This is a genomic window from Microbispora hainanensis, assembly GCF_036186745.1.
GTDB lineage: Bacteria > Actinomycetota > Actinomycetes > Streptosporangiales > Streptosporangiaceae > Microbispora.
The window spans coordinates 5,299,789-5,324,508 of sequence record NZ_CP108086.1 but is presented as its reverse complement, the minus strand read 5'-3'; the positions used below and the strand labels follow the sequence as shown (position 1 = coordinate 5,324,508).

The following is a 24,720-nucleotide window of genomic DNA, read 5'->3' as shown; positions in this document are numbered from 1 at the left end:
CTGACCGCCGTGCTCTGACCGCCGTGCTCTGACCGCCGTGCTCTGACCGCCGTGCTCTGACCGCCGTGCTCTGACCGCCGTGGTCCGACCTGCCACCGCCGTGCTCTGACCCGCCATCGCCCCGCGTGGACCCGCAGCAGGCCCGGGAAAGCCGTCGAGGCTCTTCAGTCGTCGAGACCGCGCGCGGCGAGCGCCTCCCCCAGCGCGTCGGCGTGCCGCAGGGCGCCCACCACCAGCGGTACGGCGAAGGCGCGTGGGCTGCGCTCGACCCCTCTGGCGCGCTGGGCCTCCCGCACCCGGGTGACCAGATCCGCGATCACGGGCACGCTCCGCAGCGTGAGCGACAGCAGCAGCGACAGGCGGAACGGATCGAGGCCGACGAGCCTGGCGGGGGCGAGGCAGCGCTCCAGGGCGGCCATGACTGCGCCGGTGCGCGTCGTGAGCGTGACCAGCCCGGCCAGGGCGATGGCGAGCACGACGCGGAGCGTCGAGGACGCCGCGGTGGGCAGGTCGGCGAACACGAGCTGCACGCCGAACAGGGCCACGGCGAACCAGCGGACGGGCCGCACCTGCGCCCAGGCCGCGGCGGGCCCGACCCCGGAGACGACGTACAGGAGCACGACGACGGCCGCGGCCCCCGCGAGCGCCGCGGGCCCGCGCAGCAGCAGGAGCGCCGTGCAGGACACGGCGAGCCCGGCGAGCTTGGCCCCGGCGGGCAGCCGGTGCAGGAGCGAATCGCCGTGGACGTAGGCGCCGGTGAGCCCCCTCACGCCATCATCTTCCGGTAGTGACCGATCGCGGCGGCGGGCTCGGCGTCGGCGACGATCCGCCCCTCGTCGATCACGAGCACGCGGTCGAAGTCCTCCAGCAGCGGAAGATCGTGGGTCACCACGACCACCTGCTGCGGAAGCGTCCGCAGCAGCGCGGCGACCTGCCTGGAGTGGCGCAGGTCGAGCAGCGTGGTCGGCTCGTCCATGACCAGGATCTCCGGTTCGAGCACCAGCACCGAGCAGAGGGCCAGCAGCTGCTTCTGGCCGCCGGACAGGTGATGCGCGGGGTGGTCGGCGTGCTCCCCCAGGCCGTACCTCTCCAGGATCTCCCGCACCCGGCGCTCGACCTCCTCGCGCGTCAGGCCCTTGCGGCGCAGCGAGAAGGCCACGTCCTCGGCCACCGTGGGCATCACGATCTGGGCGTCCGGGTCGGTGAACAGGAACCCCACGCCGCGCCTGATGCGGGCCGCGTGACGGCGGGTGTCGAGCCCGGACACCGTGACCGTGCCCGAGGTCGGCAGGACCAGACCGTTGACGAGGCGGGCGAGCGTGCTCTTGCCCGAGCCGTTCGCCCCGACCACGCCCACGCGGCGCTCGGTCAGCGAGGCCGTGACACCGCGCAGCACCTCGCGCTGCCCCAGGCGCACATGGACGTCCTCCAGCCGGATCACTCACACCACCTCGAACAGGGCGGCGATGCCGAGACCGCCGCCGACCGCGACCGCCGCGAGACCCAGGGTCCCCGGCGGCGCTCCCACAAGCCTGCTGAACAACCGGGTCACCACCACCGCTCCGCTCGCGCCCCAGGGGTGACCGAGGGCGAGCGCGCCGCCGTCGGCGCACACCCGCTCGGAGTCGGACCCCAGGGGATCGAGGCCGAGCGCGTCGGTGACCGCGAGCACCTGCGCCGCGAACGCCTCCACGACCTCCACCGCCGCCACCCTCTCCAGGTCCGTTCCGGTCCGCCGCAGCACTCGCCGTACGGCGGGCACGGGTCCCCACCCGGGCAGCTCGGGGTCGCAGCCGGCGACGGCGCCCGCCAGCAGCCGCAGGCCGGGCAGTCCGGCCGCGGCGCGCAGCCGCTCGGGCACGACCGCGACGGCCGCGGCGCCGTCGCTCACCGGGGAGGAGTTGCCGGCCGTCACCGTGCCCCCCGGCACGAACGCGGCGGGCAGCCGGGCCAGCGACTCCGGCCGCAGCACGCGCGGGCGCTGGTCGTCCACGCGCCCGCCGATCGGGACGATCTCGCGGGCGAAGCGCCCGGCCTCCCGCGCGGCCAGCGCCCGCGCGTGGCTCCGGCAGGCGTACGCGTCCTGGCGTTCCCTGGTGACGCCGCGCGCGGCGGCGAGCGCCTCGGCGGCCGGGCCCATGTCCGGGTCGGGGTGCCCCTCCGGGGCGAACGGCGCCCGCTCGTACGGCACGCCCGGCTCGCCCTCCCGCCGGTGAACCCGCAGCGGCGCGGTGGAGGCGCTCTCGACGCCCCCGGCGACGACCAGGTCCGCGTCGCCGCAGCGCACCGCCTGGGCGGCCAGCAGGATCGCGGCGAGGCCGCTGCCGCACTGCCGGTCGACGGTGACGCCGGGCACCTCGTGCCCCATCCCGGCGGCCAGCGCGCAGACGCGGGCGAGGTTGCCTCCGGGTCCGGTGCAGTTGCCCAGCACCACGTCGTCCACGGGGACGCCGAGGTGCGCCACGTCGCGGACGACCGTCTCGATGACGGGCGCGGCGAGCCGCTCTGCCGTCAGGCCCCGGAACGCGTGCCCGGCGGTGCCGATGGGGGTGCGGCGGGCCGCCACGACGGCCGCGTGCTCGTCCATGTCACTCGTCCACGTCAGGTGAGCCGCCTCAGGCCGGGGTCGCCGCCGGCCGCCAGACGGGTGGCGAGGAGGCCGCGGGCCGGCTTGCCCGCGGGGGTCCGGGGCAAGGACGCGGCGGCATACCAGCGCCGGGGCCGCTGCGCCGGGTCGAGCTCGGCCCGCGCCGCCGCCTCCAGTGCGTCCCTCGCCACGTCGTCGCCCTCGACGACCGCGGTGACCACGGCGCCCAAGTAAAGGTGCGGCGTGCCGACCACGACCACGTCGTCCACTCCCGGCACCTTCCTCAGCACCTCCTCGACGTCCTCCGGCACCACCGTGGCGCCGCCGGTCTGGATCGCGCCGTCGCCCCGCCCGCGCAGCCGCAGGATCTCACCGGGCCGGTGCGGCTCCGCGAGGTCGCCGACGGTCATCCAGCCGCCGTCGTCACTCCGCAGAGGGCCGGTCGCACCGGCCAGGTAACCCTCGCAGAGCCACGGGGAGCGCACCCACACCTCGCCCAGAGCCTGTCCGGGCGGCACCCTGACGTCGATCTCCACGCCGGGGAACGGCCGCAGCCCGGAGCCGTCGGCGTCCACGGCGACGAACGACAGCTCGGTCGCGCCGTAATAGGACACCACACGCACTCCGGCCTCCACCGCCCGGGTCCTGGCGGCGGCGTCGAGGGCGGCCCCTCCGACCACGGCGGTACGCAGCGGGCCTCCGGCCGCCTCCAGGGCGTCCAGTACGGCAGGCAGGCGATGGGGCACCACGTGGACCGCGGTGGCCCTCCGCATCTGCTCAGCCAGCCCGCCGGGCGCCCATCGGCCGGGCACCACGGCCGTCGCTCCCGCGGCCAGCGTGTGCACGGCGGCGAAGCCGTACAGGGAGGAGACCAGCGGGCCGGGGATCAGCACGACGTCGTCCGGGCCGATCCCGGTCAGCGCGTCCAGGTGGGCGAACGACACGGTCCACGAGGCCCGGCCGCGCACCACGGCACGGGGCCTGCCGGTGCTGCCGGAGCTGAAGCAGGCCCAGGTGAGGTCGTCCGGCGCGGGGCGGTGCTCCACGGGCGGGCCGTCCGCCTCCGGCAGGGGGTCGTCGAAGCGGGCGGCGACCGGCACCGCGGCCATGACCTGCGCCCGCCGTTCCTCGCTCCAGGCGGGGTCGCACAGCAGCGGCGTGGCTCCCACCAGGTCGGCGGCGAGCACGGCGACGAGCAGGGCCACCGGGTCGGCCTGGGCGACCGCGACGAGCGCGCCGCGCCCGACACCCTGGCCGGCCAGGGCGCGGGCGGCACGACCGGCCCGGGCGGCGAGCTCGGCGTAGCCGAGGTCGCCGCCCGGGCCGGACACCGCGATCCGGCCGGGGGTGGTGGAGGCGTGCCGCAGGACCTGGGCGGCTACCGGCACGGGCGCGTCACCGCCCGCCCGCCCGCAGCCGCTCGCGGTGCACCGCGGGAACCGCGTCGGGGTAGGCCCGCTGGGTGCCCCGCGCCACGATCGACGCGAGCACCGCCTTGGCCACGTCGCCGGGCAGGAAGACGGCGCTGAGCAGCGCCGTCTTGCCCAGGGACAGCCCGGTGACCAGGGCCTGCACGGGGATGCCGAACAGGTAGACCACGCCGACGCCGCCGGCCAGGCAGGCGGCCACCAGCCGCACCGTGGACGGCGTGCGCCCGCCGCGTTCGACGATCCAACCGGTCACGGCCGCGCCGGGAAGCCAGCCGATCAGGAAGCCGGCCGAAGGCCCGGTGAAGACGCCGAGCCCGCCGCGTCCGCCGGCCAGCAGGGGCAGCCCCGCGGCGACCAGCACGAGCAGGACCACGATGGCGAGGGCGGACCGCCACGTGCCGAGGATCGCCCCGGCGAGCATGACGCCGAGCGTCTGCAACGTGATCGGCACCGCGTCGCCGAAGATGTTCAGCGCGCCCGGCATGCCGAGCACGGCGATCAGCGCGGCGAAGACGCTGACCCTGGCGATGTCGGCCGCGGGGAAGCGCCGCCCACGCGGACTCTGTTCATCTGTCACGGATCGATCCCATACCAAGACCCTCCGTGCGGCGAATGAGGATTCCGACAACTTTTCGCCGTGTCGTTCTCAGCACCCTCCATAGCCGCCGGCCACCCGCGCCCGGAGCGCCGGGGCGGCCGTGTCACGGTTCACCGGAAGGCGTCGACGTTGCCGCGGGCCCACTCGGCGAACGAGCGGGGCGCCCGGCCCAGCACATGCTCGACGTCCGGGCTGAGCCGGAGTTCGGCCGCGTTGGGCTCGCCGAGCACGGCCAGCGAGGTCTCCACGGCCGGCTCCGGTATGAACGTGGACATCAGCGCGTGCGCCTCCGCCCGCGTCAGCTCCTCGAAACGCACGGGCTCCCCGAGGGCCGCGCCGATCGCCTCCGCCTGCTGCCGGGGTGTGACGGCCGCCGGCCCGTTCAACGTGTAGACATGGCCCACGTGTTCGTCCCCGCGCAGGGCCACGGCCGCGACCTCCGCGATGTCCGCCGGGTCGATCACGGGGATCCCGACGTCGCCGAACGGCGCGGCGACCGTCCGCTCGGCCCGTACCGACTCCGCCCAGGCGTAGGCGTTGGACGCGAAGACGCCGGGCCGCAGGATCGTCCAGGCCAGGCCCGACTCGCGCACCGCCTCCTCGGCCGCCCGCATGACACCGCCGTGCGACTGCGACTCCGGCCTGGTCACCACGCCTTGCGAGGAGAGCAGCACCACCCGCCGGACTCCGGCGGCCCCGGCCACGTCCAGGATGGCTCGCGGGTCGAGCCCGACGCCGCCCGTGCCGCCGTCGTGCAGGAACAGAGCCTCGGCACCGTCGAAGGCGGGCCGCAGGGTCTCCGGTGCGGCCAGGTCGGCCCGGACGTGCCTGGTCCCTCCCGGCAGGTTCACCGGGGCCGTCCCCCTCGACACCGCCGTCAGCCTCTCCCCTGCCTCCGCCAAGGCCCGCACCAGCGTACGACCGACGTTCCCGGTCGCACCCGTCACCACGATCATGTCGACTCCTGCGTCTTTCTCTGCGGTTTCTCGCGATGACGGCGACGCTAACACCGTCGGTATAGTAGGTACCTAGAGGAAAGTGACTACCTCAGAGGGTATGAGCCATGCCGATCGAGATGAACCGGCCCGCGGCCGATGCCACCGCCGACCCCGAACTGGCCTGCCCGATCTCCCCGGTCGTCGACATCGTGTTCAGCCGGTGGACCTCGCCCATCCTCTGGTCGCTCCAGGCCTTCGGCCGCCAGCGGTTCGTCGAGCTGGAGCGGCGGATAGAGAACATCACCCCCAAGGTGCTCACCCAGCGCCTGCGCCAGCTGGAACGCGACGGCCTGGTCGTCCGCACCTACCATCCCGAGGTGCCGCCGCGCGTGGAATACGAGATCAGCGAGCTCGGCCGCACCCTCTCGCCCCTGTTCTCCCAGATCGCCGAGTGGGGCGCGGCCAACCTCGAGCGCGTCGAACGGGCACGGCGACAGTACGACGACGCGAGGGCCTGATCCGCCGGGACCCGCCCCAGTGACGCCTCAGGCGGTGAGGATCAGGACGGTCACCGTGGCGGCGAGGCCGGTCAGGGCGAGGCCGGCACCGGTGGCGACGAACTTGGCCAGCGGCACCCGTACGTCTCCGCGACGGCACCACTCGAACCACAGCAGCGTCGCGAGCGAGCCCCAGGGCGTGATCACCGGGCCCAGGTTGGTGCCTGCGAGCAGCGACAGCAGCTGCGTGTGGTTGGCCGCGGGGATCACCTGCTCGCCCGCGACGTACGCCGGGAGGTTGTTGAGCACGTTGGACAGCGCCGCTCCGGCGGCGGCCGCGCGGTAGGCGCCGTCCCCGTCGCCGCCCAGGCCGACGAGCGCGCGCATCACGTCGGCCAGGCCGAGGCGGCTGAGCGTCGGGACCACGAGGAAGAGCCCGGTGACGAAGACCAGCAGCCGCCAGGGGATCAGGCCCCACACGAGCTTGGCCCGGTCGCGCCAGGCGAAGGCGGCGACCACCGCGACCGCCGCGACGAGGGCCGCCACGCCGATCTCCACGCCCGCGAGGATCGCGGTGATGAAGAGCAGGCATGCCACCCCCGCGACGCCGAACAGCACCCGGTCGGCCACCGGCACCGGGGGCGGCGCCACGTAACGGTCCTCGCCCCGCTCGCCGCGCCGCCAGTAGAACGCCCAAAGGAACGCCATCGTCACCACGATCGACGCCGCCTGGGGCGCCCACATGCGCGCGGCGAACTCCTGCGTGGTCAGCGCCACCCGGTTCATCGCGAGCAGGTTGGTGAGGTTGGAGACCGGCAGCAGCAGGCTCGCGGTGTTGGCCAGCCAGACCGTGGTCATCACGAGCGGCAGCGGCGCGATCTTCGCGCGCGGCGCCAGGGCCAGCATGACCGGCGTCAGCAGTACGGCCGTCGTGTCCAGGTTCAAGACGATCGTGACCAGCGAGGCGAAGGCCGTGCAGAGAAAGAAGAGAGCGGCGTAGCTCCCCCGGCCGACGATCGCGAGGCGGGTCGCGATGACGTCGAAGACCTGCGCCTCCTTGGTCAGCTCGGCCAGCACGATCACCGCGCCGAGGAACAGCAGAAGCGGGGCGATGCGTTCGACGCTGGCCCTCGCCTCCTCCGCGGGCAGCAGGCCGGTGGCCACGAAGACCAGGCCCGCGGCGAGCAGCCCGAACCTGATCCAGTCGAGAACACTCAATCGCCGCAGCCCGGTCGCCACGCGCACACCTTATATCGGCGGCCCGAGGATGATCGAACCCCCTCCAAACCGTCGGGGGCAGCGGGGATACTGGGCTCCATGACGCACACGGGGCGGGGGGACGCGCGGACCGAGATCTTCGTCAGTTACTCTCCCGCCGACGAGCGGTGGGCGACGTGGATCGCCTGGCAGCTCGAAGCCGCCGGTTACCGCACGATGCTGCAGGCGTGGGACTTCGTCCCGGGCACCAACTTCATCGACTTCATGGACCGCGGGGTCAGCGAGGCCGACCTGGTCGTCGCCGTGCTCACCCGCAACTACCTGGGTTCCCGGTACGGCAGGCTCGAATGGCAGGCGGCCCTGCGCGCCGATCCGGACAACCCGTCCAACAAGCTCGTGACGGTGCGGCTGGAGGACGTCTCGCTCGACGGCCTGCTGTCCACGATCACCTGGGTCGACCTGCTCGGCGTGACCGACCCCGGCGAGGCGCGGCGGCTGCTGCTGACCCGGATCAGGCAGGCGCTGGCCGGCCGGGCCAAGCCGGCCGAACCGCCCCGGTTCCCCGGGGGGCCGGGCGCGCGCGCCCTCCATCCGCCCGCCGAGCCCGAGCCCCCCGCCGTACGGGTGCCCCGGCCCCGGCGCGCCCCGGCGGCCGAGCCCGCGTTCCCCACGGCCGAGCGCGCGGGCGGCGCCTCCTCGGTGACCGTGCTGCACGTCGCCGGGCCCCGGTTCGGACGCGGCCTGGCCGAGGCCGACGAGCCGCTCGACGCGGGCGAGCTGCAGGCGAGCGTGTGGGCCGACCTGACCCGCCTCGCCGACGCCGGGATGCCCCGACCCGACCTGCTGATGGTCACCGGCGACCTCACCGAGTCGGGCAGCATCCGCGAGTGCGAGCAGGCCCTCGCGTTCCTCACCGGGCTGCGCGTGCTGCTGGGGCTCGAACCCGGGCGGCTGGTGGTCGTCCCCGGGCCGCGCGACGTCACCAAGGCGGCCTGCCGGGCCTACTTCGCGACCTGCGAGGCCGACGACGTGCGCCCGCAGCCGCCCTACTGGCCCAAGTGGCGGCACTTCTCCACGCTATTCGGCGAGCTCTACCAGGGCCTCGACGGCCCGGCCTTCGACAGCGCCCAGCCGTGGACGCTGTTCGAACTGCCCGAGCTGCGCACGGTCGTCGCCGGGATCAACTCCACGATCGCGATGAGCCACCGCGAAGAGGACGACTACGGTTTCGTCGGCGAGGCCCAGGCGGCGTGGTTCGCCGAGCGGCTGCGGCCGTTCGAGGGCTGGCTGCGGATCGGCGCCGTCGCCCATCCCCCGCGCCCCGGGCTGCGCGACGCGGCCACCCTGGAACGGCTGCTCGGCTCCCGGCTCGACCTGCTCGTGCACGGGCGCGACGCCCGGCGCGGCGGGCCGGATGAGGTCTGGGAGCTGGAGGGGCTGCCGTGCGTGCCCGCGCTCGCCCCCGGCCGTCACCAGATCCTCCAGATCACGCCGCAGGGGCTGCGCCGGTGGACCAGGGACCGGCCGGAGCTGGGCGACGCCGAGGCCCTGCCGTACGGCTGGCGCGGCTGGCGGCCGCAGACCCCCGCCGCGGCGGCCCCGGAGCCGCCGGCACAGGAGCCGGAGGAGCCCGCCGGACCGGCCGACCTGCTGCTCGACCGGATCGCCGAGGTCTGCGAGACCCGATTCGAACGCGCCAAGATCCGCCGCGTCGCGGGGGACCCGCCGCGCCTGCTCGTAACCCACCCCGAGGACGGGTTCGTCCGCCAGGTCCTGATCGGCGCGCACGCCGGGGAGCTGAGCCAGGACCGGGTCGAGGCGTTCCTCGGTCACGTCCACGCGGCGGGGCTGGAGCACTCAGCCGAGCTGGTCTACCAGGGGCCGCAGCCGTCGCGGGCCTTACGCGACGACGCGATGCGGCGCGGCCTGCGGCTGCGCAGCTTCACCGAGTTTCAGGGCCTGCTCGACCTGTCGTCCTACGTGGCCGGGCAGACGGCCAGGCTGCGCGGCGACCGCCGTTATCCGCCCGAGCTGTACGTGCCGCAGCGGTTCAGGGAGCTCGACCGCACCGGCGGCGAGGTGCGCGACGACCTGACCGACGAGCTGATGAACCTGCTCGCGGCCGACCACGGGCGGTTCGTGCTCGTGCTCGGCGACTTCGGCAGGGGCAAGACGTTCTCCTTGCACGAGGTGGCCAGACGCATCCCCGGTGAGCTGCCGCACCTCACGCCGATCCTCATCGAGCTGCGTGCCCTCGACAAGGCGCACTCGGTCGCCGGGCTGGTCGCGGCGCACCTCGCCAACCACGGCGAGGAGCTGATCGACCTCAAGGCGTTCCACTACATGCTGCGCCAGGGCCGCATCGTGCTGCTGTTCGACGGCTTCGACGAGCTGGTCACCCGGGTGACGTACGAACGGGCGGCCGACCACCTCGACACCCTGCTGCGCGCGGCGGAGGACAAGGCGAAGATCGTCGTGGCCGGGCGCACCCAGCACTTCAAATCCCGCAGCCAGGTGATGACCGCCCTCGGGGAGAAGGTCGGCCTGCTGCCCAACCGGCGGGTGCTCAGCATCGAGGAGTTCACCGAGGAACAGATCCGCGCCTACCTGGTCAACCGGTACGGCTCGCAGCAGGCGGCCGACGAGCGCATGGCCCTGCTCACCGGCATCGGCGACCTGCTCGGCCTCGCGCACAACCCCCGCATGCTCAGCTTCATCGCCGACCTGCCCGCGGAACGGCTGCGCGCCGTCGCCCAGGCCGGGGAGGCGATCAGCGCCGCCGGTCTCTACCAGGAGATCCTCGACACGTGGCTGGCCTTCGAGGAGGAGCGCGTGGGCGGCGTCGCCGGGGCCCCCGGCGGGCTGACCCGCGAGGAGCTGTGGCGGGCCGCGACCACGCTCGCGCTGCGGCTGTGGGAGACCGGCGAGACCTACCTGCGCCCGGCGGAGCTGGCCGAGGTCGCCGACACGCTCACCGATCTGGCCGCCGACCCGCAGGGCCGCGTGCCGTACGGACCGCAGGCGGCCCCGGCCGGCACGGACGGCGGCGCGGCCTCTGCGGGGCAGGGGATCTCGCGGCTGACGCCCGAGCAGGCCGCGCACGCCGTCGGAGCCGGCAGCCTGCTGGTCCGTACGGACGAGGGGTTGTTCGGCTTCATCCACGCCTCGGTCGTGGAGTGGCTGGTGGCCCGGCACCTGGCGGAGTCGCTCGACGGCGGCCACGCGCCGGGGCTCGGCCTGCGGCCGTTGTCGGCGCTCGCCGTCGACTTCCTGTGCGACCTGGCCGACGCCTCGCGGCTGCAGACCTGGGCCGCCCGCACGCTCGCCTCCCCCGGCGCCGGCGACGTCGCGCGGGCCAACGCCATCAAGGTGACCACCCGGCTGCGCACCTCGGCCGCCACCGACCTGCGCGGGGCCCGGCTCAGCGGCGAAGACCTGTCCTACCGCGAGCTGCAGGGCGTCGACCTCACCGGCGCCGACCTGACCGACACCCGGCTCGTCGGGGCCGACCTGTCCCACGCCGTGCTCAGGGACGCCCGGCTCGCGGGGGCGCGCCTGGACGAGGCCGTGCTGGTGGGCGCCGACCTGCGCGGCGCCGACCTCACCCGGGCCCGGTTCGCCCGCGCCGACCTGCGGGACGTCGCCGTCGAAGGCAGCCGCTGGGACCGTGCCGCGCTCATCGACGTCACCGGCGTCCCCAGGGGAGCGCCCGAGCTGCGCGGCGCGGCCGTGGCGCCCGCCGTCCCCGGCACGGACGGCGGCACGGGCGGCGGCCCGGACGGTGGCAGGGTCGGCGCCGAGCTGGCCCCCGCCGTCGTCGGCGTGCCGTACGGCTATCACTTCAACAGCAGCCGCCTGCCCGAACCGGTCGCCTATGACCCGGGCGGGGGCGTGGTCGCCCTGGGCGGAGAGGACGGCGGCGTCCTCGTCTGCGACAGCGTCACCGGGTCCGCCCTGCGCACGCTGCAGGGCCACCGGGGCCGCGTCTACAAGGTCGCCTACGGCGAGGCCGGGCTGGTGACCGGCGCGAGCGACGGCACCGTCCGGGTGTGGGACCCGGCCACGGGCGAGCCGGCGCACGTCCTGCGCGGCCATCCCGAGGGCGTGTGGCCCGTGGTCACCTCGGGCGACCTGATCGCGGCGGGCGGCGCGGACGGGATCATGCGGGTCTGGGCGTCCGGCGAGCTCGTGTGGGAGCTGCCGGGCCACACCGCCCCGATCTACACCGCCGTGTTCCTGCCGGGACTGCTGGTGACCGGCGACAGCGCGGGGGCGATCCGCGTGTGGGACCTCGCCACCGGGCGGGTGCGCCACCACCTGCACGGCCACAGCGGAGCCGTCTATCGCCTGGCCCTCAGCCCCGACGGCACCCGCCTGGCCGCCGGTGACGGCCAGGGCGTGCTGCGCGTCTGGGACCCCCGCACCGGCGCCGCGACGCACGAGCTGACCGGTCACCCCGGCCGGATCTACTCCCTCGCCTTCCACCCCCAAGGCCGGCTGCTCGCCTCCGGCGACACGGAGGGAGCCGTACGGCTGTGGGACCCGGCCACGGGCGAGGCCGCCGGCAGCCTGCCCGGGCACCGTGGCGCCGTCTACCAGGTCCTGTTCGACCCCACCGGCGAGCTGCTTGCGACCGGCGACAGCGACGGGGTCGTACGGATCTGGGACCACCGCACCGGCCAGGTGCGGGCCGAGCTGACCGGGCACCGGGGCTCGGTGTGGCCGTTCGCGTTCCGCCCCGACGGCCGGCAGCTCGCGACCTCCAGCAACGACGGCACCGCCCGCCTGTGGGACCCGCGCACCGGGCAGTGCGTCCAGACGCTGCGCGGCCACGGCCGCCGCATCACCTCGGTGCGCTTCTCCGCCGACGGCGGCATGCTCGCCGCGTGCGGCAACGACGGTTACGTACGGCTGTGGGACCCGGTCACGGGCCGCCGCCTGCGTTCGCTCACCGGGACGGCCGACCGGCTGGTGTCGGCCGTCTTCAGCCCGGCCGGTCCGCTGCTGGCGACCGCGAGCAACGACGGCGGCGTCTACCTGTGGAACCCGGTGGCGGGCACGTACGAGCGGGAGCTCAACGTGGAGACCGACCACGTGTGGGCCGAGGCGTTCAGCCCCGACGGGCAGCTGCTGGCCACCGCGAACGACGACGACAGCGTGCGGCTGTGGTATCGCCCCTCCGGGCGGCAGGTCGCCAACCTCGCCGGGCACCGGGGCAGGGTCAGGTCGATCGGCTTCAGCCCCGACGGCAGGCTCGTGGCCACGGGCTGCGACGACCGCAACGTGCGGCTGTGGGACGCGCCGACCGGCCAGTGGGCGGCGACGCTGAGCGGCCACGACGACCGGGTGTACGCGGTGGCCTTCTCTCCCTCGGGCGACCTGCTGGCGAGCGCGAGCAACGACGGCACCGCCCGGCTGTGGGACGTCGCCTCGGGCGAGTGCCTGCACGTGCTCGCCGGCGGCGGGCGGCTGTGGACGGCCGCCTTCAGCCCATCGGGCGATCTGCTGGCCACCGCCGGGGACGACCTCGGCGTCCACCTGTGGGACCCGGCCTCCGGCGCGCGCGTCGGCACCCTCTCCGGTCACGGCCGCCGGATCTGGTCGGTGGCGTTCCATCCCTCCGGGGACCTGCTCGCCAGCGCCGGCGATGACGGCGTGGTGATCCTGTGGGACGTCCCCCGGCGCGAACGCCGCGCCACCCTGCTCGGTCTGCCCGAGGGATGGGCCGCGTTCTCGCCCGGCGGGCTGTACAAGCTGGAGGGCGACGTGACGGGCCAGTTCTGGTACGTGATCGGCATGTGCCGGTTCGAGCCCGGTGAGCTTGACGAATACCTGCCCGAGGTCAGGCGGCTGGCCCTCGACGAGCCGTTCTGACGGCCTCAGGCGGGGGGCTCGGCGCTCGCGGGCGGTGCGCAGCCCGGACACGCGGCGGGCTCAGCGCTCGGCGGCGTTGGGCGGCCCGGGCACATCGCTTGCGGGCGCTGCACAGCCCGGGCAGGGCACGGGAGGGCTCAGCGCTCGTGGGCCGTCCGCAGGCCGGACACGACCATGTGGATCAGCAGGGCGTGGCTCTCGTCGAGATCCTCGGCGAGCTGGAAGGCGCCCGCCGCCTCCAGGACGGCGAAGCCGTGCATCGCGGCGCGCAGGCAGCGCACCGCGTGGATCGCGGCCGAGCCCTCGAGCCCGTACGCCCGCAGCGCGGCGACCATGATGCCGACCAGCCGGTTTCCCGTCTCGGCCGTCTCGGGCCGGGGCGCCTGGATCAGCGCGGAGTAGCGGTGCGGATGCCGGCCGGCATAGGCGCGCCACCCGTCCATCAGGGCGCGCAGCGCCTCGTCTCCCGACCGGCCGAGCACCGCCTCACTCGCGACCTCCGTCAGCTCGCCCATCACCCTCCCGGACACCAGGACGCGCAGCTCGGCGAGGTTGCGTACGTGCTTGTAGAGGGAGGGCGTGGCGACGCCCGCCCGCCCGGCGACCGCGGACAGGGTGAGCGCCTCGGGGCCCTCCTCGTCCACGACGCGCAGCGCGATGTCGACGACGGCGTCCGGGGACAGGGCGGCCCTAGCCACGGACGCGCTCCTTGAGGAACGCGAGCATCGCGGCGGCGACCTCGTCGGGGTGCTGCGCGTGCGGGTAGTGCCCGGCGCCCTCGATCATCACCACCTCGCCGAGACCCTGCGGCATCCCGGCGACGACGCCGTCCGCCTCCGCCCGGGGGTCTGCCCAGTCGGGGTCGCGGGTGCCCATGACGACCAGGGCGGGGCAGCGGATGTCGCCGAGGTGGGCGCCGGCGTCCGTGGGGGCGGACGCGCCCATCGCGCTCACGACGGCCATCCGGCCCGGCCTGCGCAGGTCGCTCTCCAGGGCGGCCAGGTAGTCCGCCCAGTCGGCGGGCTTGACGCCCGGGTAGGCGTGGTCGAGGTAGCTCTTCCACAGCCCGATGCTGCGGAAGAGCGCCACGCCCATGAGCCGCGTCATGCCCTTGCGGTAGTGACCGTTGCTCAGCAGCCCGCCCAGGTCGGGCTTCTGCGGCCGGGTGAAGGGGCCGACCTCCACGAGCGCGTCGACCAGCTCGGGCCGCTGCGCGGCCGCGATGGTGGCCGCTCCCCCGGCGAACGAGTGCCCGACGACGACGGCCGGCCCGCCCAGGTGCTCGATCAGGGCGACGATGTCGTTCGCGGTGTCGGTGCGGGTGTAGGAGTCCCAGCCGAGGCTCGACTCGCCGTGCCCGCGCAGGTCCATGGTCGCCACGCGATATCCGGCGGTGGTCAGCGCCGAGGCGAGGAAACGGTACGCGCGACGGCTGTCCCCCATGCCGGGGACCATCACGACCAGCGGGCCCCCGCCGGTCACGTCGTACGCGATCTCACCCTCGCCGATCTTCAGGAACTCGGTCATTTTCGCCCTCCAGGCTCATCATTATAGCCCAAAGGCTAATGGCATTAGCCGCTACCGTCAAGACGGGCCGTCCCCGCCGCGAGGAGCGGCCACTGACGCGCCGTTCCCACCGCCGCTAAGGTTGTGGAGGTGAGCCCGAGGCCCGTGCGCGCGATGGACGCCGACGAGAAGATCGACCGGCAGGCGCGGATCCTCGAGGCGGCACTCCGGCTGCTGTCCCTGCAGGGCATCTCGGGGGTCAGCATGCGCGCCGTCGCGCGCGAGGCCGGGGTCTCCCTGGGGCTGGTGAACTACCACTACGAGGACAAGACGAGCCTCATTCGGGCGGCCCTGCGCCGCATCGAGGAGCAGGACATCGCACTGGTCGAGCCGGACCCTGCCCTGGAACCGGAAGAGCGGCTGCGAGCCGCGCTGAAGCGGGTGGCCGATCCGGAGTTCCTGACGACCGAGTATCTGTCCCTGCGGCTGCAGCTCTGGGCGCTCGCCCAGGCCCACGAGGACTTCGAACGCATCAACACCGAGGCCCAGAAGCGCTACCGCGCCGGACTGGCCGCGCTGATCCACGCGGCCCGCCCCGAGTTGCCGGCCGACGAGTGCGGCAGGCGTGCCGCCGACATCGACGTCATCCAGAACGGCCTGTGGCTCACCGCCCTGCTGGGGCTCGATCACGCCTCGATCAGCAGGAACGTCGCCCGCTGCGAGGAGATCGCGCTCGCCGGCACACCGGCGGCACAGCGGCAGGACTGAACGAACGTCCAGGAATATATTGAACGATCGTTCAGACGCTCGTATGCTCCGGCCATGGCTTCAGTCACGATCGACGACGTACGCCGCGTCGGCACCGGATATCACGAGGACCCCGCACGATCGATGTCGCTGCGGGCCGAGACGTACACCGACCCGCGATGGCTCGACGTCGACCTCCGGGCGATCTTCGCCCGCACCTGGCAGTGGATCTGCCATGTGGAGAAGCTCGCGTCCCCCGGCAGCTACGTGTCGGCCACCGTGGCCGGCATGCCGATCGCGGTCGTGCGCGATCGCGACGGAGCGCTGCGCGCGTTCTACAACGTCTGCAAGCACCGCGCCCACGAGCTGCTCACGGGGTCCGGCACCACGCGCAACATCGTCTGCCCGTACCACGCGTGGACGTACGCCCTGGACGGCCGGCTGAAGGCGGCCCGCCGCGCCGACGCGATGGAGACCTTCGACAAGAACGAGATCTGCCTCGACCAGGTGCGGGTCGAGGAGTTCGGCGGATTCGTCTACGTGAACCTGGACGCGGACGCCGTCCCCCTGGCCGAGCAGGCCGGAGATCTGGCGGCCGACATCGCCAAATGGGCCCCCGACGTGGCCGAGCTGACCTTCGCGAAGCGGCTGACGTACGACATCGCGTCCAACTGGAAGAACGTCATCGACAACTTCCTGGAGTGCTACCACTGCCACATCGCCCACAAGGAGTTCGTCGACCTCGTCGACATGGACACCTACGAGGTGAAGACCCACGGCATCTGGTCGAGCCACTTCGCCGAGGCCGGCACGCACGACAACGCCGCGTACGACGTCGCGGGCGCGTCGGTCACGCAGCACGCGGTGTGGTGGCTGTGGCCCAACACCTGCCTGCTGCGCTACCCCGGCCGCGGCAACTTCATGGTCCTGCAGGTCATCCCGGCCGGTCCCGGCCGCACCCTGGAGACCTGGGACTTCTACCGGCCTTCGACCAGGGCCGCATCGTGTACGACCCGTCCGGCTCGGGGTTGTCCGAGCACGGCGTGCACCACTTCCACGGCCTCGTCCTCGACGCCTACCGGTCCTGGGTGGAAGGCGCCGCCGCCGGACGCCCGTGAGCGCTCCGAGCTCGACGGCTTTACGTTGTAGATTCGCTCCGCCCGGACGCCGGTGCGGCCTCCGGGCGGAGCGGCCCGGGCGATGGGAGTGCTCACTCGCCGGCGGCTCCCGGAGACCGGGTCCGCCTGATACCCGGCCAGTTCCCGGCCGGGACGGTCGTCTACAGGCCGGCCAGGCAGGGCTCGGCCAGGCGGCGCCGCCGCGCCGAGGTGATCCGGCCCTCGGGGTCGCGCCGACGGCAGACCGACCCGGTGGCTCCTGTCAGGCGTTGTGGGCGACCCGGCCGCTCAGGTCCTGCCAGACCTTGTCGACCTGAGCCTCCAGGTCGTCCAGCGACCCCTCGTTGCGGATGACGATGTCGGCGATCTTCAGCCGGTCCTCCCGGGATGCCTGGGCGGCGATCCGGGCGCGGGCGTCCTCCTCCCGCATGCCGCGGAACCGCTGCAGACGCTCCAGCCGCACGTCGTCCGGCGTGTCCACCACGATCACCACGTCGTACAGGGGGGCCAGGTTGTTCTCGGCCAGCAGCGGCACGTCATAGACGACGACCGCGTCGTCCGGGGCCTCCCGCTGGAGCCGCTCGCTGCGCTCGCCCACCTTGGGGTGGACGATGCCGTTGAGGATCTTCAGCTTCTCGGCGTCGGCGAAGACGATCGCGCCGAGCCGTTCCCGGTCGAGGCTGCCGTCGGGACGGAGCACGTCCTCGCCGAACGCCTCGACGATCTCCGCGAGCCCGGGGGTGCCCGGCTCGACGACCTCTCTGGCGATCTTGTCCGCGTCGACGACGACCGCGCCGCGGGCCGCGAGCAGCCGCGCCACCTCGCTCTTGCCCGAACCTATGCCGCCGGTGAGCCCAACTTTCAGCACGTGCCGCAGCCTATCGGGCCGGCTGATGCCGGGGCTCCCGGCGCAGGTGGACCAGGGTCAGGTGGTCCTGCACCCGCTCGCGCTGGGTCTCCCGATAGCCGAGGCGGCGGTAGAGCCGCAGGTTGCCGCCCGACAGATGGCCCGTGAACAGGTCGAAGGCCGTCGCCGTGGGCACGGCCTCGTGCATCGCGGCCAGCAGCGCGCTGCCGATCCCCTGCCCCTGCCGGTCGGGCGCGACCACGAGCCGGCCCACGAGGCAGGTCGAGCCGGACATCTGGCCCCGGACCGCGCCGACCAGCCGCCCGCCGTCCATCGCCTTGAGCACGACCGCCGTCTCGATCACCGTACGCACCTGGTCGAGCGACTCGACGAGCGGCGCGATGAACGGGTCGCCGTAGAGCTGCGCCTCGGTGACGTACGCCGCCCGCTGCAGGGTGAGGATCTCCCCCGCGTCCACGGGCAGGGCCCTCGTGATCTCCACCACGAGGGCCACCCTATCGGCACGCCCCGCTCCGCAGGGCCGGGCACCCGGACGTCACTCGCCGCGCACCGCGTATCGCAGGATCACGTTGTCCGAGCCGTCGCCGCGCCGGGTCTCCAGGAGCCGCAGCGGCGGCACCTGCCCGGCGCTCTCGATCACGGGACCCATCCTGCCGCCCATCGGGGCGAGGCGTTCCCCCCGCATGGGAAAACCGCCCGGACATGGCGAAAGGCCCCGCCGAAGCGGGGCCTTTCGTGATGCTGTGGAGGACTGGCCGTTGACCTCCGGTCAGAAGAGACCGGGTGTCAGCTCTGGCCGCCCGCCAGCTTCTCACGCAGGGCCGCGAGGGCCTCGTCGGAGGCGAGGGCGCCGCCGCCGGACTGCGTGCTGGTCTCGCCGCTGTAGGACGACGGAGCGGCCTCGCTGGCCGCCGCCTCCTCCTGGCGGGCCTTCTCGATCTGCGAGCGGTGCGCCTCGAAGCGGGCCTGGGCCTCGGCGTACTGCCGCTCCCACTCCTCACGCTGCTTGTCGAAGCCCTCGAGCCACTCGCCGGTCTCGGCGTCGAAGCCCTCGGGGTAGATGTAGTTGCCCTGCTCGTCGTAGGTCGCCGCCATGCCGTACAGCGTGGGGTCGAACTCGACCTCGGCGCCGACACCCTCGTTGGCCTGCTTGAGGGACAGCGAGATGCGGCGGCGGTCCAGGTCGATGTCGATGATCTTCACGAAGATCTCGTCGCCGACCTGCACGACCTGCTCCGGGATCTCCACGTGGCGCTCGGCCAGCTCGGAGATGTGGACCAGGCCCTCGATGCCCTCCTCGACCCGGACGAAGGCACCGAACGGCACCAGCTTGGTGACGCGGCCGGGCACGACCTGACCGATCTGGTGGGTCCGGGCGAACTGCTGCCACGGGTCCTCCTGCGTCGCCTTGAGCGACAGCGAGACCCGCTCGCGCTCCATGTCGACGTCGAGAACCTCGACCGTGACCTCCTGGCCGACCTCGACGACCTCGGACGGGTGGTCGATGTGCTTCCAGGACAGCTCGGACACGTGCACCAGGCCGTCGACGCCGCCGAGGTCCACGAACGCACCGAAGTTGACGATCGAGGAGACGACGCCCTTGCGGACCTGGCCCTTCTGCAGGGTGTTGAGGAACGTCTGGCGGACCTCGGACTGCGTCTGCTCCAGCCAGGCACGGCGGGACAGGACCACGTTGTTGCGGTTCTTGTCCAGCTCGATGATCTTGGCCTCGAGCTCGCGCCCGACGTACGGCTGAAGGTCGCGGACGCGGCGCATCTCCACCAGGGAGGCGGGGAGGAAGCCGCGCAGACCGATGTCGAGGATCAGGCCACCCTTGACGACCTCGATGACCGTGCCGGTGACGATGCCGTCCTCGTCCTTGATCTTCTCGATCGTGCCCCAGGCGCGCTCGTACTGGGCGCGCTTCTTGGACAGGATGAGGCGGCCTTCCTTGTCCTCCTTCTGGAGGACCAGGGCCTCGACGTGCTCTCCGACCTCGACGACCTCGGCCGGGTCGACATCGTGCTTGATCGAGAGCTCGCGCGACGGGATAACGCCCTCGGTCTTGTAGCCAATGTCGAGCAAGACCTCGTCTCGATCGACCTTGACAACGGTGCCTTCAACGATGTCCCCATCGTTGAAGTACTTGATGGTCTCGTCGATCGCGGCGAGGAAGGCCTCCTCGGAACCGATGTCGTTGACCGCTACCTGCGGGGTGCTCGAGGTGGCCTCAGTGCTGCTCGTCATGTGTGGAATTGCTCCGAACCGGACAGATGTCGTTGTGACAGAAGCGCGGCGGGCCGTTTTTCGTTCACCGGATGATGCTGCTTTCCTGGTAGCCACCAGATGACCGAGCGCGAGCCCGCTCCGTCCGTGACGCGCGCGAGCCCACAGCGCAGCGATCAGCATATGAGACGGAGCGAGCCGGGTCAATCCGAGGCAACCAGGCGAACGGCTAGTAGGTGATCACCGACTTCGCGCGGGACGGCGAGAGCGTTGCCCGGAGTTTACGCGGCACCGAGACTCGGGCCGGATCCCCATCCGACGTATAACGCTCTCCTGGGTGTTTGTCGAGCCAATCCAGCCAGTAGGTCGTGCACCAGCGCCGGCATTCGCCGTGTTTTCCGTTGGACTGGATCCTCGGGATCGCGTAGCGCGGGAAACTTTTCGCGTAGGGCGAAACCGTGGGCTCCGCCCCGGCGAGGAAGACGGCGTCGAAGCGGTAGCGGGTGCCGTCCCAGGTGCCGTCGTGCGCCTTGCTCCGTTTCCTCGGCATCGACCCGTACGGCAGCGCGAAGGTCGTCGAGGCCGGCACGCCGATCTTCTTCAGCAGCCGCTGCTGCCGCACGATCTGCTCGGCGACCTTCTTGTTCGAAAGCCTGCGGAGATCGGGATGGGAGTAGGTGTGGTTGGCCACCTCGAAGCCGTGGTCGAGCAGCCACTTCACCGCCTGTTTCTGCTGCTCGCGGTCCCGCAGGCCGAAGGGGTCGTGGTTGACGTAGAAGGTGGCGGCAGGCCGGAAGGTCGGAAACTTCGCCGCGACCTCGAAGATGATGCCGACGACCGTGTCGTTCTTCGGCATGCCGTTCTTGTCCAGGGCGAAGTGGCTGGGATGACCGTCGTCGAAGGTCAGGACGACGGGATGGGCCCCGGCCGGGATGTCGATCTTCCTTGCCACCAGCTCGGCCGCGGTGATCGGCACGTAGCCGTCCTTGGCCAGGCGCTCCAGCTCCTTGCGGAGCTGGGCGGGAGTCCGGTCGATGGACGCCAGCCGCTTGGGCAGGATGCGGTGATACATGATCACCGGCACCAGGCCGGCCTCGTTCGCCTTGACCTTCCTGGCCGACGCGGCGGTCGCCTTCGGCGGTGCCGCACTGGGCTTGGGCGACGGCGACCTCGGCTGCGCCGGCCGCGCCTGCGGCCGTTCCTCGCCCGTGGACCGGGGTAACAGCACGAGCACGGCAAGACCGATCACGACGACGACGACATTCACGATCGCCGTCATCCGGGCAAGGTTGCGCACAGTTATTTGACCTTACTGCCCGGCGTGTCCGCATTCGCGTGTGTTGCAATTTTCCTGTGGACTGGAGCCTGCGTGCCTGCGGACGGCACGGGCACGTCACCTACGCGCCGGACGAGGAGGCGCTGCGAAGCCGCCTGCGCGCCGACACCGCGCTGGGCGAGGCGTGGCGCTGCCTGCGCTGCGGCGACTTCACCCTGGGCCCGCCGCGCGGGGCCGGACCGGCCCGCGACGCGCCCGTCGTGCTGCGCGGCCGGGCGCTGCGGGACGCCGCCGTGCTACGGCTGATCGCCGTCTTCCGCTGGGCCAAGGCGCTGCTCGTGATCGCGGGAGCCTACGGCGTGTGGCGGTTCCGGGCCCACCACGACGCCGTACGGCGGGCGTTCGACCAGGACCTCCCGCTGGTCCAGCCGCTGGCCCGCAAACTCGGGTGGAACCTCGACCACTCGGGCGTGGTGCACACGCTGCGGACCGCGCTGGGCGCGCGGACCACGACCCTCACCTGGATCTGCCTCGCCCTGCTCGTCCTCGCGGCCCTGCTGCTGACCGAGGGCATCGGGCTGTGGCTGCTGAAGCGATGGGGCGAGTACTTCTCGGTGGTCGTCACCTCGGCGTTCATCCCGGTGGAGATCTACGAGATCGCCGAGAAGGCGAGCCCGTTCCGGATCGTGATCCTCCTGATCAACATCGCGGCCGTGCTGTACATCGCGCTGAGCAAGCGCCTGTTCGGGCTACGCGGCGGGCGGGCGGCGTACGAGACCGAGCGGCACGAGACCAGCCTGCTGGAGGTCGAGCAGGCGGGCCTGGCCCTGGCCGGGCGCGACCGCAGGCGCACCCGCCCCACCGGCCATCCCTGACCCGTCGCCCACCCTGAGCCGTCGCCCACCCTGAGCCGTCGGCCGCCCTGACCCGTCGGCCACAGGGCCGGCCCCGCTTCGACCAGCGCGCGGCGAACCCTGCCGCCCGGTAGACGGCGCAGTCCGCCCGGCCCTGCGCGCCGGGCGCGCGAGAGCGCCCGGAATGCCGTGGTCATCGCCCCTGCCCCCTGTAAGACGGCCCGGGAGGACAGCCCGGTTCGCGGGGTGCGGGAGCGCGCGGGCGCGTGCCCGGGCCGTGGGTCAGTGGCCGGCGTCCTCCCAGGTGGTGCCGACGCCCACGCTGACCTCCAGCGGCACGCTCAGGTCGTAGGCCCGGCCCATCTGCGTGCGCACGACCTCGGTCAGCTCCTCCAGCTCGCCCGGCGCGACCTCGAACACGAGCTCGTCGTGGACCTGGAGCAGCATGCGGGAGCGCATGCCCTCGATCGCCTTCTGCACGTTGAGCATGGCGACCTTGATGATGTCGGCGGCCGAGCCCTGGATGGGCGCGTTGAGCGCCATCCGCTCGGCCATCTCCCGGCGCTGCCGGTTGTCGCTGGTCAGGTCGGGCAGGTAGCGGCGGCGGCCGAGGATGGTCTCGGTGTAGCCGTCCTTGCGGGCCTGGGCGACGATCGACTCCAGGTAGTCGCGGACGCCGCCGAACTCCTCGAAGTATTCCTCCTTGAGCGCCCTGGCCTCCGCGACGGGGATGTTGAGCTGCCCCGACAGCCCGAAGTCGGACAGGCCGTAGGCCAGGCCGTAGTTCATGGCCTTGATCCGGGCGCGCAGCTCGGCGTCGACCTGCTCCGGGGGCAGGTCGAAGACGCGGGACGCGGTGGCCTGGTGGAAGTCGTGGCCCGACTCGAAGGCCGCGATCAGCGACTCGTCCCCGGACAGGTGGGCCATGATCCGCAGCTCGATCTGGCTGTAGTCGGCCGTCAGCAGCGTCTCGTAGCCCTCCCCGACCACGAAGCCCTTGCGGATGCGACGGCCCTCGACCGTGCGGATCGGGATGTTCTGCAGGTTGGGCTTCTCGCTCGACAGCCGCCCGGTGGCCGCCACGATCTGGTTGAAGGTGGTGTGGATCCGCCCGTCGTCGGCGATCTCCTTGATCAGGCCCTCGACCGTGGTGCGCAGCTTGGTCTGGTCGCGGTGGCGCAGCAGGATCACCGGCAGCTCGTTGTCGGTCTGCTGGGCCAGCCAGGCGAGCGCGTCGGCGTCGGTCGTGTAGCCCGTCTTGATCTTCTTGGTCTTGGGCAGGCCGAGCTTGCCGAACAAAATCTCCTGCAGCTGCTTGGGCGAGCCGAGGTTGAACTGCTCGCCCACCACCTGGTGGGCGGCCTCGACCGCCTGCTTGACGGCCGCGCCGAACTCGGCCTCCAGCGCCGCGAAGTATTGCCGGTCGGCGGCGATGCCTGCCCGCTCCATCTGGGCCAGCACCCGCACCAGCGGGAGCTCGACCTCGGTCACCAGCCGGGTGCCGCCGCGCTGGGACAGGTGGGCCTCCAGCGCGTCGGCCAGGTCGCGCACGGCCTGGGCGCGCAGCGCGAGGTCGCGGGCCGCGCCCTCGTCGGCGTCCTCGAACAGGGAGGTCTGCCCGCCGGGCGCGGACTCCGCCCGAAGCTCGCGGTGGAGATAGCGCAGGACCAGGTCGTCGAGCGGGAACGACCGCTGCCCCGGCATCGCCAGGTATGCGGCGAGCGCCGTGTCGCAGGTGAGCCCGCGCAGGTCGTGCCCGTGGGCCCACAGCCCGAGCAGCGGCCCCTTGGCGTCGTGCACGGCCTTCGGCCGCTTCTCGTCGGCCAGCCAGGCGTGCAGCGCCGCCTCGTCCTCCTCGGTGAGGCGCGTGGGGTCGAGGTAGGCGGCGCCGCCTGGCGAGGCGATCGCCAGGCCGTCGATCCGCCCGGTGCCGCTGCCGTACGTGCCCTGGAAGGCCAGCCCGGCGCGGTCCTCGGGGAGGGCGGCCAGCCAGCCGGCCACCTGGCCGGGTTCGAGTACGGTCACTTCGAGCTCGAAGCCCTCGCCCGCCTCCGGCTCGGTGGTGCCGAGGGTCTTGAACAGGCGCTCGCGCAGCTCTCCGCGGATCTGCACCGCGTCGAGGAGCTTGTTGACCTCCTCGCGGTCCCACAGGCCCATGGTGAGCGCGGACGGCTCCACGTCGACCGGGGCGTCGCGCCGCAGCTCGGTCAGCATCCGGTTGTGGATCACCTGGCCGAGGTGCTCGCGGAGCTTCTCGCCGACCTTGCCCTTCACCTCGTCGGCCCGCCGGACCAGCTCGTCGAGCGAGCCGTACTCCACGATCCACTTGGTGGCGGTCTTCTCCCCCACGCTCGGGATGCTCGGCAGGTTGTCGCTCGGGTCGCCGCGCAGGGCCGCGAAGTCCGGATACTGCGCCGGGGTGAGGCCGTACTTCTCCTTGACGGCCTCGGGGGTGAAGCGGGTCATGTCGCTGATGCCCCGCCGGGTCATGAGCACCGTGATGTTGTCGTTCACGAGCTGGAGCGCGTCGCGGTCGCCGGTCACGATGAGCACGTTCATGCTTTCGGCCGAGGCCCGGGTCGCCAGCGTCGCGATCAGGTCGTCCGCCTCGAAGCCGGCCACGGACAGGCGCGGGATGCGCAGCGCGTCGAGCAGCTCGAAGATGAGCTGCATCTGGCCGCGGAAGTCCTCGGGAGTCTCCGCCCTGTTGGCCTTGTAGCCGTCGTACGCCTCGTGCCTGAAGGTCGGCTCGCTCCGGTCGAAGCACACCGCGACGTGACTCGGCTGCTCGTCACGCAGGATGTTGGCCAGCATCGACGTGAAGCCGTACACCGCCTCGGTGTGCTGACCATCGGTGGTCATGAGGTTCGCGTCCTTCAACGCGTAGAACGCGCGATAAGCAAGGGAATGCCCGTCCAGGAGCAGCAGACACGGACGGGTGGGGGTCGCTTCACTCTTCGGCACATCCGCAGCCTAGTCTCCC

20 protein-coding genes are annotated in these 24,720 nt (G+C 72.8%); 5 read left to right on the top strand and 15 right to left on the bottom strand.

Going from position 1 to position 24,720, the window contains the following annotated elements; genetic code table 11:
* Positions 1-164 precede the first annotated feature (164 nt).
* From OHB01_RS24835 to OHB01_RS24810, 6 genes are all read right to left on the bottom strand, one after another.
* Positions 165-770, bottom strand: coding sequence for an energy-coupling factor transporter transmembrane component T family protein (locus tag OHB01_RS24835; protein WP_142645119.1), 606 nt, complete (start codon positions 768-770; stop codon positions 165-167).
* Positions 767-1,441 (bottom strand): energy-coupling factor ABC transporter ATP-binding protein, encoded by a 675-nt coding sequence (locus tag OHB01_RS24830; RefSeq protein ID WP_142645118.1) that lies wholly within the window; start codon positions 1,439-1,441, stop codon positions 767-769. Before OHB01_RS24830 ends, OHB01_RS24835 begins: the two co-directional genes overlap by 4 nt.
* Positions 1,442-2,587 carry a thiolase family protein gene (locus tag OHB01_RS24825; protein WP_142645117.1) on the bottom strand — a complete coding sequence of 382 codons (1,146 nt, stop codon included), beginning with the start codon at positions 2,585-2,587 and terminating at the stop codon, positions 1,442-1,444.
* Positions 2,588-2,601: 14 nt separating this feature from the next.
* A complete protein-coding gene (locus OHB01_RS24820; RefSeq protein ID WP_328854032.1) occupies positions 2,602-3,975 on the bottom strand; it encodes an AMP-binding protein in 1,374 nt (457 codons plus the stop codon).
* Between the two features lie 7 nt (positions 3,976-3,982).
* Positions 3,983-4,594: a biotin transporter BioY gene (locus OHB01_RS24815; RefSeq protein WP_260617028.1), complete on the bottom strand. Its 612-nt coding sequence runs from the start codon at positions 4,592-4,594 to the stop codon at positions 3,983-3,985.
* Positions 4,595-4,725: 131 nt separating this feature from the next.
* A complete protein-coding gene (locus OHB01_RS24810; protein WP_147942155.1) occupies positions 4,726-5,571 on the bottom strand; it encodes an NAD(P)H-binding protein in 846 nt (281 codons plus the stop codon).
* Between the two features lie 107 nt (positions 5,572-5,678).
* Here OHB01_RS24810 and OHB01_RS24805 point away from each other — a divergent pair, with 107 nt between their 5' ends.
* Positions 5,679-6,071, top strand: a complete 393-nt coding sequence (locus OHB01_RS24805; protein ID WP_240970792.1) for a winged helix-turn-helix transcriptional regulator — start codon at positions 5,679-5,681, stop codon at positions 6,069-6,071.
* Positions 6,072-6,098: 27 nt separating this feature from the next.
* Here the strand turns inward: OHB01_RS24805 and OHB01_RS24800 are convergent, their stop codons facing one another.
* Positions 6,099-7,289 carry an SLC13 family permease gene (locus OHB01_RS24800; protein ID WP_142645113.1) on the bottom strand — a complete coding sequence of 397 codons (1,191 nt, stop codon included), beginning with the start codon at positions 7,287-7,289 and terminating at the stop codon, positions 6,099-6,101.
* Between the two features lie 78 nt (positions 7,290-7,367).
* Here OHB01_RS24800 and OHB01_RS24795 point away from each other — a divergent pair, with 78 nt between their 5' ends.
* Positions 7,368-13,142 carry a TIR domain-containing protein gene (locus OHB01_RS24795; protein WP_328854031.1) on the top strand — a complete coding sequence of 1,925 codons (5,775 nt, stop codon included), beginning with the start codon at positions 7,368-7,370 and terminating at the stop codon, positions 13,140-13,142.
* Positions 13,143-13,279: 137 nt separating this feature from the next.
* Here the strand turns inward: OHB01_RS24795 and OHB01_RS24790 are convergent, their stop codons facing one another.
* Positions 13,280-13,840 carry a TetR/AcrR family transcriptional regulator gene (locus OHB01_RS24790; RefSeq protein WP_147942157.1) on the bottom strand — a complete coding sequence of 187 codons (561 nt, stop codon included), beginning with the start codon at positions 13,838-13,840 and terminating at the stop codon, positions 13,280-13,282.
* Positions 13,833-14,669 carry an alpha/beta fold hydrolase gene (locus tag OHB01_RS24785; RefSeq protein ID WP_142645110.1) on the bottom strand — a complete coding sequence of 279 codons (837 nt, stop codon included), beginning with the start codon at positions 14,667-14,669 and terminating at the stop codon, positions 13,833-13,835. Before OHB01_RS24785 ends, OHB01_RS24790 begins: the two co-directional genes overlap by 8 nt.
* A gap of 129 nt (positions 14,670-14,798) precedes the next feature.
* Between OHB01_RS24785 and OHB01_RS24780 the strand changes: the two genes are divergently transcribed.
* On the top strand, positions 14,799-15,416 hold the full coding sequence (locus tag OHB01_RS24780; RefSeq protein WP_260617027.1) for a TetR/AcrR family transcriptional regulator: 618 nt from the start codon (positions 14,799-14,801) through the stop codon (positions 15,414-15,416).
* Positions 15,417-15,470: 54 nt separating this feature from the next.
* Positions 15,471-16,544, top strand: a complete 1,074-nt coding sequence (locus OHB01_RS24775) for an aromatic ring-hydroxylating dioxygenase subunit alpha (protein WP_328854030.1) — start codon at positions 15,471-15,473, stop codon at positions 16,542-16,544.
* 231 nt (positions 16,545-16,775) lie between these two features.
* Here OHB01_RS24775 and coaE read toward each other — a convergent pair whose 3' ends face one another.
* The 5 genes from coaE to OHB01_RS24750 form a co-directional block, all read right to left on the bottom strand.
* Positions 16,776-17,381: a dephospho-CoA kinase gene (gene coaE / locus OHB01_RS24770; protein ID WP_142645109.1), complete on the bottom strand. Its 606-nt coding sequence runs from the start codon at positions 17,379-17,381 to the stop codon at positions 16,776-16,778.
* A gap of 10 nt (positions 17,382-17,391) precedes the next feature.
* Positions 17,392-17,865, bottom strand: coding sequence for a GNAT family N-acetyltransferase (locus OHB01_RS24765; RefSeq protein ID WP_142645108.1), 474 nt, complete (start codon positions 17,863-17,865; stop codon positions 17,392-17,394).
* Positions 17,866-17,916: 51 nt separating this feature from the next.
* The gene (locus OHB01_RS24760) at positions 17,917-18,066 is read right to left on the bottom strand and encodes a hypothetical protein (protein ID WP_328854029.1); all 150 of its coding nucleotides are present in this window, start codon (positions 18,064-18,066) and stop codon (positions 17,917-17,919) included.
* A 101-nt stretch (positions 18,067-18,167) separates the two neighbouring features.
* Entirely contained in the window at positions 18,168-19,628 is a 1,461-nt protein-coding gene (gene rpsA / locus OHB01_RS24755) for a 30S ribosomal protein S1 (RefSeq protein WP_142645107.1), read from the bottom strand.
* A gap of 208 nt (positions 19,629-19,836) precedes the next feature.
* Complete coding sequence (locus OHB01_RS24750; RefSeq protein WP_142645106.1) at positions 19,837-20,886, bottom strand: polysaccharide deacetylase family protein; 1,050 nt, start codon at positions 20,884-20,886, stop codon at positions 19,837-19,839.
* A 74-nt stretch (positions 20,887-20,960) separates the two neighbouring features.
* Between OHB01_RS24750 and OHB01_RS24745 the strand changes: the two genes are divergently transcribed.
* Positions 20,961-21,758, top strand: coding sequence for a DUF2127 domain-containing protein (locus OHB01_RS24745; RefSeq protein WP_142645105.1), 798 nt, complete (start codon positions 20,961-20,963; stop codon positions 21,756-21,758).
* Positions 21,759-22,019: 261 nt separating this feature from the next.
* On the opposite strand, the gene polA is transcribed toward OHB01_RS24745, so the two are convergent.
* Entirely contained in the window at positions 22,020-24,701 is a 2,682-nt protein-coding gene (polA, locus tag OHB01_RS24740) for a DNA polymerase I (RefSeq protein WP_142645104.1), read from the bottom strand.
* Positions 24,702-24,720 lie beyond the last annotated feature (19 nt).